Origin of the sequence: Paenibacillus sp. W2I17 (assembly GCF_030815985.1) — a bacterium.
Lineage (GTDB): Bacteria > Bacillota > Bacilli > Paenibacillales > Paenibacillaceae > Paenibacillus.
The window spans coordinates 6,879,043-6,891,291 of record NZ_JAUSXM010000001.1 but is presented as its reverse complement, the minus strand read 5'-3'; the positions used below and the strand labels follow the sequence as shown (position 1 = coordinate 6,891,291).

The 12,249-nt window shown below is 45.8% G+C and carries 11 protein-coding genes; 3 read left to right on the top strand and 8 right to left on the bottom strand.

From position 1 onward, the window contains the following. Positions 1-3: 3 nt before the first annotated feature. Entirely contained in the window at positions 4-1,698 is a 1,695-nt protein-coding gene (locus QF041_RS30675) for a DNA repair helicase XPB (RefSeq protein WP_307416796.1), read from the bottom strand. 193 nt (positions 1,699-1,891) lie between these two features. After that, the gene (locus QF041_RS30670; RefSeq protein WP_307416795.1) at positions 1,892-3,061 is read right to left on the bottom strand and encodes a M20 family metallopeptidase; all 1,170 of its coding nucleotides are present in this window, start codon (positions 3,059-3,061) and stop codon (positions 1,892-1,894) included. A 211-nt stretch (positions 3,062-3,272) separates the two neighbouring features. Here QF041_RS30670 and QF041_RS30665 point away from each other — a divergent pair, with 211 nt between their 5' ends. Both QF041_RS30665 and ftsW read left to right on the top strand, forming a co-directional pair. Continuing rightward, a complete protein-coding gene (locus QF041_RS30665; protein ID WP_074095774.1) occupies positions 3,273-3,620 on the top strand; it encodes a YugN family protein in 348 nt (115 codons plus the stop codon). A gap of 13 nt (positions 3,621-3,633) precedes the next feature. Beyond that, complete coding sequence (ftsW, locus tag QF041_RS30660) at positions 3,634-4,923, top strand: putative lipid II flippase FtsW (RefSeq protein ID WP_307416794.1); 1,290 nt, start codon at positions 3,634-3,636, stop codon at positions 4,921-4,923. Positions 4,924-5,052: 129 nt separating this feature from the next. On the opposite strand, the gene QF041_RS30655 is transcribed toward ftsW, so the two are convergent. Continuing rightward, positions 5,053-5,415, bottom strand: coding sequence for an Asp23/Gls24 family envelope stress response protein (locus QF041_RS30655; protein WP_017687428.1), 363 nt, complete (start codon positions 5,413-5,415; stop codon positions 5,053-5,055). Between the two features lie 183 nt (positions 5,416-5,598). Between QF041_RS30655 and cax the strand changes: the two genes are divergently transcribed. Continuing rightward, positions 5,599-6,669: a calcium/proton exchanger gene (gene cax, locus QF041_RS30650; protein ID WP_036674882.1), complete on the top strand. Its 1,071-nt coding sequence runs from the start codon at positions 5,599-5,601 to the stop codon at positions 6,667-6,669. Between the two features lie 358 nt (positions 6,670-7,027). Here cax and QF041_RS30645 read toward each other — a convergent pair whose 3' ends face one another. The 5 genes from QF041_RS30645 to QF041_RS30625 all read right to left on the bottom strand — a co-directional run bounded on the left by QF041_RS30645 (position 7,028) and on the right by QF041_RS30625 (position 12,100). Beyond that, positions 7,028-7,321: an Fpa/YlaN family protein gene (locus QF041_RS30645; RefSeq protein ID WP_017687426.1), complete on the bottom strand. Its 294-nt coding sequence runs from the start codon at positions 7,319-7,321 to the stop codon at positions 7,028-7,030. A gap of 225 nt (positions 7,322-7,546) precedes the next feature. After that, on the bottom strand, positions 7,547-7,792 hold the full coding sequence (locus QF041_RS30640) for an HPr family phosphocarrier protein (RefSeq protein ID WP_036614658.1): 246 nt from the start codon (positions 7,790-7,792) through the stop codon (positions 7,547-7,549). Between the two features lie 96 nt (positions 7,793-7,888). Then, entirely contained in the window at positions 7,889-9,004 is a 1,116-nt protein-coding gene (locus QF041_RS30635; protein ID WP_076328038.1) for an aminopeptidase, read from the bottom strand. A gap of 111 nt (positions 9,005-9,115) precedes the next feature. Further along, the gene (locus tag QF041_RS30630; RefSeq protein WP_133120418.1) at positions 9,116-10,006 is read right to left on the bottom strand and encodes a hypothetical protein; all 891 of its coding nucleotides are present in this window, start codon (positions 10,004-10,006) and stop codon (positions 9,116-9,118) included. A gap of 102 nt (positions 10,007-10,108) precedes the next feature. Continuing rightward, positions 10,109-12,100, bottom strand: a complete 1,992-nt coding sequence (locus QF041_RS30625; RefSeq protein WP_307416793.1) for a sensor domain-containing diguanylate cyclase — start codon at positions 12,098-12,100, stop codon at positions 10,109-10,111. Positions 12,101-12,249 lie beyond the last annotated feature (149 nt).

The following is a 12,249-nucleotide window of genomic DNA, read 5'->3' as shown; positions in this document are numbered from 1 at the left end:
GAACTATTCGTTCTCATGCACGATGGCATATTCATATCCCTGCTCCACCAAGAACATCTGACGATTTAATGCAAACTCCTGTTCCTTACTGTCCTCTGATACCAGTGCATAGAAATATGCTTTGTTTTCTCCAGCTTTTGGTCTCAGAATTCTCCCCAAACGCTGTGCCTCTTCCTGTCTTGACCCGAAACTTCCGGATATCTCAAGTGCAACAGCAGCATCGGGCAGATCCACAGCAAAATTGGCAACTTTGGATACAACAATCGTTTTAATCTCCCCTCGTCGAAAAGCGGCAAACCATTTGATTCGCTCTTGCTGTGACATGGTTCCCGAGATCAGAGGTGCTTCAATTTCCCGGGCAATCAACTCTAACTGATCCAGATATTGTCCAATCACTAGCGCAGGCAAATCCCGATGACGTTCCAGCAAACGCTTAACTACATGTACCTTCGCCGGATTCTCGGCAGCCAATCGAAATTGATGTTTAACCTCGGCTTGCAGATAATTTGATCTTAGTTCCGGGGAAAACGGGATACGTATCTCCTGACATTGTACATCGGCAATCCACCCTTGCTGCTCCAGTTGTTTCCACGGCATATCATAGAGCTTTGGACCAATCAACGAAAACACATCCTGTTCACAGCCATCCTCTCGAACCAATGTGGCGGTTAATCCCAGCCTTCGCGTAGCTTGAATATCCGCAGTTGCACGAAACACTGGTGCTGGCAGCAAATGTACTTCATCATATATGATCAGCCCCCATTGCCGCTCACTGAGCAGTTTGATATGTGTAAAATCAGCATCCTTTGATTTCCGGTGTGTAAGAATCTGATATGTAGCTACAGTCACAGGTTTCACCTGTTTTTTCTGACCTGAATACTCACCAATCTGTTCGCTGGTAATCGTGGTTTTGTCTTGAATTTCCTGAATCCACTGTCGCACAGACGTTGTATTGGACGTCAAAATCAAGCATTCACATTGAAGCCGCTCCAGAACGGCCATGCCAATGACCGTTTTGCCTGCCCCACAAGGAAGTACGAGTAAACCACTTCCTCCCATGCCCTCACTGCCTTCGAATGCATCCACAGCCTCTCTCTGGTAAGAACGCAGCGCAAATCGCTCAGAGTGGTCCCCTGGATCATTAGAGCGCCAATCAAATGAAAGCTTGGTCCCCTCTCGATACCCCACGTAATCAAGTACGGGGTATCCCAAACGTGTTAATTCCCTTTTTAATAACCCTCGCTGTTCTCCTGGGAGCAAAAGTTCATGAGCGTCCTTACGTTCCATACGAAAGGCAGCTATCGATTTCAATCCACTTAATTCATCCAGTAACCGCTCATCCTCACTGTAAAGACGCATTCTGGTGTGATCTGCTTCGGAATGCAGCTTTAATTTGCCATACTGATCCATGATTCTCCGAACATCCTGTATGAGTGCAGCAGGCACGTTCCAGCGGGATACCAGCTCCAGACTTGCGATGACTTGATCTGCATTCCATCCCAGCGCAGCCGCATTCCAGAGCGATAACGGAGTGATTCGATAGGTATGAAACGCTGCTGGTGTCTTAACCAGTTCTGAATACATCCCAAGCTGCTCTCTTGCTCTTTCGAATCCGGGGTGGCCAACTTCCAGCAAAACTGTAAAATCTCGCTGAACGATACAAGCATCCGTTCTTACCATACGTTCTGTTCCTTCCATTTGGAGCCTTCCTCCTATCACAAAAAAGTCCAGTTCCGGCAGCTTCCGAAAATGAACCGCTACAATTTCGAGTTCAAAAAGTCTGATTTTCAGTACCGAAAAGTGGACTTTTGGAACAACCTCTAATAAAATCCACAAAAAAAACATCCTGCCCATACCTTGGTATGAACAGGATGCCCAACTGCATCTAAAGTCATTCTGCTGTGTAACCTTTGGCCATGGCGATAAATAATTTCACGGCCGTCTGCATCGCGTCTTCATCAAAATCAAACATCGGATGATGATGCGGATAGATCGCATTTTTATCCGGGTTGCCTGCTCCAACAAACATAAAGCACCCTGGAACCTTCTGCAGATAATACGCGAAATCTTCCGCTGGCATCAGCATCGGGGATGCTTGCACTCGTTCTGCCCCAAATAATTCTGTAGCCTCTCTGAAGAAACGTGCTGTCTCTTGTTCATCATTCACCACAGGCGGATATCCCATAATATATTTCACTTGCGTCTCTGCCCCATAGGCTGCCCCTGTCTGGGCTACCATGGTAAGCACGCGCTCTTTCATCCCGTTTCGGGTCTCTTCATCAAATGTTCTTACCGTACCGCTCATTTTGCATTGCTCTGCAATTACATTCTGAGCCGAGCCTGCCTGCATTGTACCAATGGTCAGCACCGCCGGTTGTAATGGATCCACCGAACGACTGACAACGGTCTGAAGCTGCATCACAAGCGCAGAACCCGCGATAAGACTATCTATCGTGGATTGTGGCATCCCGCCATGTCCACCTTTGCCTTTGATCTCAATGTAAAAATCGTCCGCCGCAGCCATCATCGGTCCTGCTTTACTGGCAACAACACCTACAGGCAGCGGGGTCCACAGATGAATGCCATATATGACATCCACACCTTCAAGCGCACCGTCCTCAATGACCTGGACTGCACCGCCCGGAAGCAATTCTTCTGCTGGCTGGAACAAAAAGCGAATCTCGCCTCGGATCTCCTGCTTATGACGGCTGAAATACAATGCCGTACCGAGCAGGGTTGAGATATGACCATCGTGACCGCATGCATGCATCGCTCCTGCTTGTTGTGAAGCATACTCGATATTCTTCTCATCCTGAATTGGCAGTGCGTCCATATCGGCTCGCAGCATGACGACAGGACCCGGCTTGTCCCCACGGATTGTACCAATGACCCCGTGACCACCAACATGACGCCTCACTTCAACGCCAAAACTCTCCAACATATCCGCTACAAAAGAGGATGTCTTCTCCTCATGAAAGGAAACCTCTGGATTGCGATGAAGGTGACGCCGCCATTCCACCATGTGGATCTGCAGATCTTCCCACCATATATTATTAGTCATGTCTCTCCACCCTTTCAATCTTGAAACGGGACTTATATCAAGCCCGAGCCTTCCTCTTCAAACCTATTGCTATATATTGTAGCAGAATTGGAAGAAAACCGATACGAAACGCCTTGGGAAAGCTTGCACGGGAAGGGGAAACATACTATCATGAACTAGAGAAATACTCGAGAATTTATACTCGGAAGCTTATGAGGAGGATCAAACGCTTATGATTTTTGAGAATACAGGCTTGGATGGCTTGAAGAGCGACTTGGCATACCTGGATGAGAGCGCCGAGAAAGTCGGATTTGTCCGGTGGCAATGGGAATATTACCGTGCTACATATGACTACAAAATTGAAGATGAACAAACCAACTCAGAATACTTTGTACGCATTAATACCCGCGCAGTGGAAGGAAAATTGGAAAAACCGGATACCGTTCTTGCTGTTGAAGCAGTGTACCTTGGCAAAGCCACTTTCCCTCACGGCCTGGATTATGACTCTTCCGTTCCGCAACCAGTCGTGAAGCTGGCAGCCGAAAAATTACAGCAGCTTAAAGAACTGCTGGAAGCATAGGCTGGGCCAAACGATGAAACAACAAACGGCCCAAACGAAAACGAAGAGAGGCACGCCGGATTTTCAACTGCTAATCCTCACTTTATTGTTGGTGGGCTTTGGACTGGTGATGGTATTCAGCTCCAGTTCCAGCATTGCAATCGCAAGCGAAAGATTTAACAATGATGCCCTTTACTTCACGAAAAAACAACTTATGTGGGCGATTATCGGTCTATTTGGCATGTTTTTTGCCATGAATATCCGCTTCAACAAGTACAAAAAGCTCTATGCACCCTTTTTCCTGCTTACTACGGTCATGCTGGTAATTGTGTTGGTCACAGGCGCGGTATTAAACGGCGCACGAAGCTGGATTCACATTTTTGGTTTCAGTCTTCAGCCTGCGGAATTCGCAAAAATTGCTATCATTCTCTATCTCTCTGCTCTTATTACCAAAAAAGGTGAGAAATTCAGGGTTTTCAAGACAGGTTATGTTCCCGTCTTGTTCATCGTTGGATTCATCGCAGGGCTGATTATGCTGCAACCAGACTTCGGTACCACCTTCATTCTGGTGTCCACCTGTGGTCTCTTGATCTATGCCGGTGGAGCCAGTATGAAACATATCCTGGGTTCGATTCTCCTGGTTGTACTCGGTGGGGCACTGGCGTTTGGAGCGAATTCCCTGTTTTCTTCCATGTCTCCTTCCGACACAACGACTGCTACAACAGCAGTGACTGCGGAGCAGAACTACAAGATCGGACGTATTCAGGCTTTTCTTGATCCATTATCCGATATTAATGGTGGAAGTCTTAACCTCTACCGTTCTCTTGTTGCCATTGGTGATGGCGGCATGACAGGTTCCGGGATTGGACAAGGTACGATGAAGCTGCACTATTTGCCAAATGCGTATAATGACTTTATTTTCTCCGTAATTGGGGAAGAACTCGGATTCATCGGAAGTGCATTATTCCTGCTTGTTTACCTGTACTTCATCTGGCGCGGAATTATTGTCTCTCTCCGCTGTCCCGATCCATTCGGAACATTGGTCGGCATAGGTATCATGGGACTGATTGCGATTCAAGCATTTATCAACATTGGTGGTGTAACTCAGACCATTCCGGTGACGGGGGTCACGCTTCCGTTTATCAGTTATGGGGGTACCTCACTCTTTGTAATGATGGTTGCCATGGGCATTCTGCTCAGTATCTCACGCACCAACAATCTGGACGTGATCAAGGAAGAGAAAACCAAGTCCGTAACTGTACAGACACAGACTCGTACCTCTCCTGCTCTTCGTTCACGGGAGTCCATCCGTCGGATTCGATAAAAAAACAACTCAAAAAAGGCTGTGCACCCAATGGATGCGCAGCCTTTTTCTGTGTACTCGGTACAATTCTGTCTATCAAGATGAAGAACAGGTCAATATCGCTCTGTCCTCCATTGCGGATTGCGAATTCTACAGATCGTCGCCTTTGAAAGATACGCCTTCTACCTTTACATTGACTTCAACCACGCGTAATCCGGTCATGGTCTCTACCGCTTCTCTTACATTCTGCTGAAGCATACGGGAAACTTCATGAATCGGGGTTTCGTACAGGACGATGATGCGCAGGTCAATGGCTGCTTCCAGCTGGCCGACCTCAACGCTCACGCCTTTCTGTACGTTTTTACCGCTGAGTCGCTTCGCCCAGCCCTCTGACAATCCTCCAGACATTGCGGCAATTCCGGGTGTTTCCATTGCAGCCATTCCGGCAATTTTTGCAACCACGTCATCGGCAATCCGGATGTTTCCGCTCTCCAGTTGAAGTTGTTCTGCCATGCCACATCCTCCTTCACTTCGTTACTCGTATTTTAAATCCTTTCCACCCCAAAAAGCAAATTAAACTCAAAAAGATGCGTTTACAACCTACCACCATTTGGTTATATTGAAATATGAAAATAATCTCATAAGCGATTTACAATGTAATTCAAAACAAAATAATTTATAACCGAGGTGTTTGTTGTGAGAAACCGGATTTCATCCATTTTGCTGATTGCATTCTTTGCACTCAGTGCCATCGCCCACTACTTGAAATGGGATTCGATTCTACAGTTCGTGATATCAGCCATTTCGGTTATTTTTGTGGCCGGTTTTTTAGGCAAAGCCACCGAAAATGTGGCCCACTACGCCGGACAGCGGCTAGGTGGATTCTTGAATGCCACCTTCGGCAATGCTGCCGAATTGATCATCGCCATTTTCCTCGTCAAAGAGGGACTGTTCGACATGGTCAAAGCAAGTCTGACAGGTTCCATCATCGGAAATCTGCTGTTAGTGCTCGGGTTAAGTATTTTTGCCGGGGGACTCAAGTTCAAAATTCAGAATTATAATGTTTCACTCGCAGGTCTGAATGGTTCCCTGATGATTGTTGCCATCATTGCCCTGTTTATTCCGGCAGTCTTTCTCAATACACATTCCATTACACAGAAAGACACCAATACACTTAGTCTCATCGTGGCCGGATTGCTCATTCTCGCGTATATTGCCTGGTTGCTATTCTCCATGGTGACGCATAAGAACTACCTTGCAGACGTTACTGAAGATCGCGATGAAGAGCTACCTCATGAGCATGCTCCGGCGTGGTCCAAGAAAAAATCTATTCTCTACCTGGTGCTCGCAACAGTCATGGTTGCCTTTGTCAGTGAATGGCTGGTTGGCACGCTCGAAGTCTTCACTTCGGAATTTGGACTTAGCGAACTGTTTGTCGGTGCATTCCTTGTCGCCATCATCGGTAATGCGGCCGAACACAGTGCAGCGATCATGCTTGCCATGAAAAATAAAATTGGAGCCGCCGTTGAAATTGCAGTCGGCAGCAGTTTGCAGATCGCACTCTTCGTTGCTCCTGTACTGATTTTTGTCAGCTACTTCACAGGCAGAACCATGGATATCGTATTTACAACGATTGAACTGGTCGCCATCGGCGTATCCGTATTTATTGCAAAGTCCATTACCCAAGATGGTTCAACGAATTGGTACGAAGGTTTACTCCTGCTCGTGGTATATATCATACTCGGTGTATCCTTCTTCCTGGTGTAACCAGGCCCTCACCAAGCTATATAAGTTGAACTAAAGAATATTTACACTGGACACTCCGATGACAGAACAACCTTCCGATCGCTGTTATCCCCAGATTTTTTGATTCCTTTTATAAAGGGGTAAATCCGGGGATAAAGGCGAACGCTCCGCTTCTTCAGGTTATTTCTGTCCTCTCCGTTTTGTGTAAATGTTTAGTTTAATTTATATAACAAAAGAGGCAGCCCGAATTTACATTCGGTGCTGTCTCTTTGCTTGTATAAGCCTTCCGGCTGGCTTGCATCCCCATCCCGTTCAGACGCACAAAAAAAGCATGCATAAACGCCTGCATGCCTTCTATTCTGACCCGCGCATCTGCAGGCTATTGCTCATTCTTCTTGTTCAAGGCTTCATATAGAATTGCTAAATTCCGCTCAAGCGCGCTAACCAGCTGCTTACCTGCACCTTCTGGAAGGAGCCCTGCACGAACAGCAAAATCAACTTCTTTGGAGAACCCATACATCTGTGTATCCAATACTTCCTCATAGAGAGGGCAGTAGCGGGTAGCCAGATTCTCCATCTGTACTTCAATAAGCTTCTGTATTTTATCTGCATCTTCTTGAAGAAGACTGATCGCTTTCAAATTCAGCTGGTCCTGCAGATCAGATGAAGTCATGCATTTTTCCCCCCTATGTCCCAAAAATCGCGTAAAGACGTTCTACCTCTAATATTAGACGAAATGAAGAGCTAATACAAGAACCTGACCAAAATAAGACCGCAAAGTTAAGCCTTTTGTTGAAGCTTAATCCACCTGTTTCAGTCACGTCCAGACGAGTATTCAGATCATTCCATGCCAAAAAACACCCCTGCCAAAAAAGGCAAAGGTGCTTCTTGAGAGCTATTACTCAGATGCGATGCTTACATTCAGTCCATGCTTGGCAAATACTTCTGACATGGCTGCTTTCGCTTCAACTGCATCTGGACCATGAACATGCAGTTCATAGCTGTGCGTGCTGATCAGCGTTGTAAACAATCCGAGAATACTTTTCACATCGATATACTTGTTCTCCGAATGAAGCACGATTGAAGAAGTAAACTTGCCTGCTGTTTGAGCAATTTCTACTACAGCCGCGTTATTACTCGACATAGGAATCCCTCCGTCTTTTTACTATTGGTATCATCTATTAATTACCACTACATGATACCGTGAATCCGCTTTCCTAGCAACAGCAAAATCCTGTTCCTACTTCAAACGGTCCGGATTCAAGCATTCCAGCTCAGGAATGACAAAGATACCGTCTTTACGAATCAGCACATCGTCAAAATAAATCTCTCCGCCGCCATAATCCGGACGCTGGATCAATACGAGATCCCAGTGGATAGACGAGCGGTTGCCATTGTCGGTTTCTTCATACGCCTGACCTGGCGTAAAGTGTAAGCTGCCTGCGATTTTTTCATCAAACAGGATATCTTTCATCGGATGAAGAATATGCGGGTTAAATCCAATCGCGAATTCACCGATATGACGAGCACCCTCATCCGAATTCAGGATTTCATTCAAACGCTCTGTATCGTTACTTGTCGCTTCAACAATTTTGCCATCCTTGAACGTGAACTTGATATTTTCAAAAGTCACTCCATTGTACAGGGTTGGCGAGTTATAACTAATCGTTCCGTTCACGGAATTACGCACAGGGGCACTGTACACTTCGCCATCCGGGATATTTTTTTGGCCAGAACATTTCTCTGCACCGATATCTTTAATGGAGAAGCTCAGCTCTGTTCCTGGTCCGGTGATACGAACTTTATCCGTCCGCTTCATCAGGTTAGCAAGCGAGTCCTGCGCTTTGTCCATTTTGGCGTAATCCAGGTTACATACGTCGAAGTAGAAATCTTCGAACGCTTCTGTACTTGTATTGGCGAGTTGCGCCATACTTGCGTTAGGGTAACGCAGTACAACCCATTTCGTATGTTTGACACGTTGTTCACTATGTACCGGGTGGGAGTACAATGAATTGTACATTTTCATTTTTTCTTCCGGCACATCGGACAGATCATTCACATTTTCTCCCGCACGAATACCGATATAACAATCCATCTGTTTCATACGGTTCAGATCAATCTCTGCCCATGTTTTCATCATTTCTTCTGTGGCATTTTTCAGCATCGCACGCTGTACGGTTTTATCGGTCAACTGTACAAAGACGTTACCACCTTTTTTTCCTACCTCTTCAATAATGGCGTTAATCAGATCACGTTCCGATCCAATCATCTCAACCAATACATTTTCACCAGGCTGTACATCTACTGAATAGCCCACCAGGTTTGCTGCAAGCTTTTGAATTCTTGGGTCTTTCATCTTGGTAAAATCCTCCTGTCATCTGCCATACTTGAATTGAACAACGGTAAATTACGATACTATTGTAGCACGCGAACAGTCATCCCGTCAGTAGGCAGTCCCTCACTTCGTTTATTGATATGACTTGAAGTTCACATCGGTGACAAGGGCTTCTTTGTTACTTTTACGGTTGTTGTCCGTGTAACTCATCTGACTTTCAGAGGATAAACGAAGAGGCAGACTGCTCTTCCGATCTACCGTGAGATGATATACCGTCTGCACGCTCGCTTGTTTCATCATCTGTTGCATCGTTGTTTCGCCCTGTTTCCAAACTTTCTCCAGATCCTTCTCAAGCTTCTCCTTACGCGCCCCTTTCACCGTAGCTGCCTTATGCATATATTCTGCCCGAATGGCGTTCATCTCGTCGTTTAGCTGGGTTACAGCCCATGATTTGGCGTCTTCCGGTGCAAGTTCAATCCGTAATGTTCTGGTTCGACGACCAGCGCCATACTCCGATTGAATGGTTTTGTGCATCCCATCAATCTTCTCCAATTGGGCAATTGGATTAAAACGAGAAAGTGATCCGCGCAACGGCTCATGCTGCGCTGACAATGCCATCCATTGCCCTTGTTTCCGCTCGAAAGAGGCGCTAAACCCACTGGGCTGTCCATTATTTTTTACGGCAGTTGTTTGAATGCCTGTCCCCACAGCAGTTACTTCTCCAGGTAATCGGGTCTGAAGGGTCAGACGATCATGATTCTCCAGCTTGCCTTCAAACTTGAACTGATTCTCGAACAGCCCACTATTCTCCCGTCGAAGTCCTGCCTCTCCTTCAAAACTCAACGTCTCTTTTCCCGCTATCCCCGATAAAGCCAAGGAAAAAACCTCCTCAGGCGTTTGATCTCGCTGCATTAATCCACAACCCGGAACACCAATAATCACGATGCTCACAAATAACCATAATGTACGTACCGAATGGCGATTAAACATGTCTATCTTCACCCTTCCGTGAACTTTCTCCATAGATTGCCCCGCCCGTATATGCTTATACTTCCTTCTATACACATCTTGATCTGCGATGCACAAAAAAAAAGAGAACGACTCCGCAATTGGAATTGTTCTCTCTTAACGTGTTACATCCTGTTCCTCTACAACGATTCTGTTCCGACCACCATTCTTGGCGCTGTACAAAGCCATATCAGCCCGATAAAACAAGGACTCTACACTGACCTTTTCATCCATCCAATTCCACTCTGCGATGCCACTGGATACCGTAACGGGCGGTCGGGTCTCTTCTGCGACTCTCTTTCGAATCACTTCCGCATAATCTAACGCCTGCCTTACACTCACCTGTGGCATATAGATCGCCAGTTCTTCTCCACCCCATCTGGCGCAGACATCCTCCGAGCGAACAGAGCTGGTGACGATCTCACTCACTTGCTTCAATACTTGATCCCCCGTCTGGTGTCCGAATGTATCATTCACCTGTTTGAACTGATCAATATCCACCACAATGAGGGAGCCACAGAATTCATGAGCCTGTCGCTCGTGAATCACACTGTCCAGATAATGCCTCACGTACAGACCTGTCAACATATCCAGATTAGCCAAGCGCCGAACCTCGGCATGCAGCGTGGCATTTGACAGGGCAAGCCCGATATGAATGGATAACATCTGCAAGAGCCTATAGTTATCATATGAAAAGTAGTGCTCTCTACTGTGTCCCAGCAAAATGGCACCCTTCACTTCACCATTAACTCTGATCGGTGATGCAATCAGTGACATGGATCCCGTATCTTCCATGAAAAAGGAGGACACTTTATCAAATTGCGCATAATTGGCTATAATAAGTGGTTCCTCTGTTCGATACACCAAACCTGCGATACCGTAGTCTACAGAAAAAGATTGGTGAAAAACATCTTTCACGTTAGATGACATGACTTCGAAGTCATTGGTACTGTCATTGAGTTGAAGGATGCAACACGTTTCAGCCTGGAATATTTCCTTTAACTCTTGCTCGGAAAGTTGATAAATCTCCGAAAGATGCAGACTCTTGTTTAACCGCTGTGTAAGATCATTAATTAAACGAAGTTCCTGAATTAACATATTGGATTGTTCATGCAACTTGGCGTTCTCAAAGGCCGTCCCTGCAGTGTCTACCATCATCGTAATCAATTGCAAGTCCGATTCTTCCATAATCTCTTCATTCATTTCGATATGGAACACACCGTATATGCCTTGTTTGCCTTTCAGGGGAATCCCTACATCTACAATGCGGTTCTCTGCATCATGTGAGCGAGCAACGATCAGCTTACCTTCCATAAATGAACGCACACAAATATCTTCTCCTCGTTCGTGGACAAGCAACGGTTTAATCCGTGGATCAGAGTTGTTCTGATCCTGAGACATATACAATTTGATATAAGTGGCCGGGTACAAGTAGTCCATACTGTCAAATACCTCATCCAATATGGCCTCGACATCCATTTTGTCATGCATTCGCTGAACAATCTGAAAGAGAATGGACCTCCGGTGTTCCTCACGAGCTGTTTGTTCATGAGCATGTAACAGGTCCGTCATAAATATGTATTCGAATCTTCGGTAAAAGCAGGTGTGATAATGCAATGCCTCAGATTGAACCACAGCTTCAGACGTTTCATATCCATTGGATTCATAGATCACAGCGGTGAATACGGCAAACATATCCTTGTTAGTTCTGGAGAATAAGGGATGTGTTATTATAAGATATTGTCCGTGTTCGCTTGTCCCTTTAAGGGACAGGACCTGTCTCTTATCCAAACATTCCAATACCAGCCTGCGTGCATTTACGCCCGGATCAGCTTCATGATAGCTATCGTATCCTATGCAATCACCTTCCGTGTTCCACACGCTGTAAAAGGTTGATGTTCTGGCCAGCCTTGAACCCACTTTGGAGTTCCAGTCACTGTATGCCTGCTCTAGCAAGCTACCTAAATATGAAAAATCAAAAGGTGTGATATCCATTTTTTGCATCCACAACACATGCTCTTCATGAGAATGAGGAGCGGCAAAAGATGCGGAATCGCCCGAACTTCGTGAATTCAAGCTGGCAGGTAAACTTCTTAGATGTTCTAACATGTCAGGCGCTCCTTTGCACCGTTTTTGCATCCACCAGGATGCATTAATCTGCAGACGTTATCGCAAACCTGCAAATTCGTTGCGATAACCTTGTTACATAAAGATGATTTAAAGTTAAGATACAATCTATTTTACTCTGTTTAAAGCTT

What these genes read in the sequence shown, in the direction of transcription:
- QF041_RS30675 (WP_307416796.1), bottom strand. Translation starts at nt 1,698, where the DNA reads ATGGAAGGAACAGAACGTATGGTAAGAACGGATGCTTGTATCGTTCAG.
- QF041_RS30670 (WP_307416795.1), bottom strand. Translation starts at nt 3,061, where the DNA reads ATGACTAATAATATATGGTGGGAAGATCTGCAGATCCACATGGTGGAA.
- QF041_RS30665 (WP_074095774.1), top strand. Translation starts at nt 3,273, where the DNA reads ATGATTTTTGAGAATACAGGCTTGGATGGCTTGAAGAGCGACTTGGCA.
- ftsW (WP_307416794.1), top strand. Translation starts at nt 3,634, where the DNA reads ATGAAACAACAAACGGCCCAAACGAAAACGAAGAGAGGCACGCCGGAT.
- QF041_RS30655 (WP_017687428.1), bottom strand. Translation starts at nt 5,415, where the DNA reads ATGGCAGAACAACTTCAACTGGAGAGCGGAAACATCCGGATTGCCGAT.
- QF041_RS30645 (WP_017687426.1), bottom strand. Translation starts at nt 7,321, where the DNA reads ATGACTTCATCTGATCTGCAGGACCAGCTGAATTTGAAAGCGATCAGT.
- QF041_RS30640 (WP_036614658.1), bottom strand. Translation starts at nt 7,792, where the DNA reads ATGTCGAGTAATAACGCGGCTGTAGTAGAAATTGCTCAAACAGCAGGC.
- QF041_RS30635 (WP_076328038.1), bottom strand. Translation starts at nt 9,004, where the DNA reads ATGAAAGACCCAAGAATTCAAAAGCTTGCAGCAAACCTGGTGGGCTAT.
- QF041_RS30630 (WP_133120418.1), bottom strand. Translation starts at nt 10,006, where the DNA reads ATGGAGAAAGTTCACGGAAGGGTGAAGATAGACATGTTTAATCGCCAT.
- QF041_RS30625 (WP_307416793.1), bottom strand. Translation starts at nt 12,100, where the DNA reads ATGTTAGAACATCTAAGAAGTTTACCTGCCAGCTTGAATTCACGAAGT.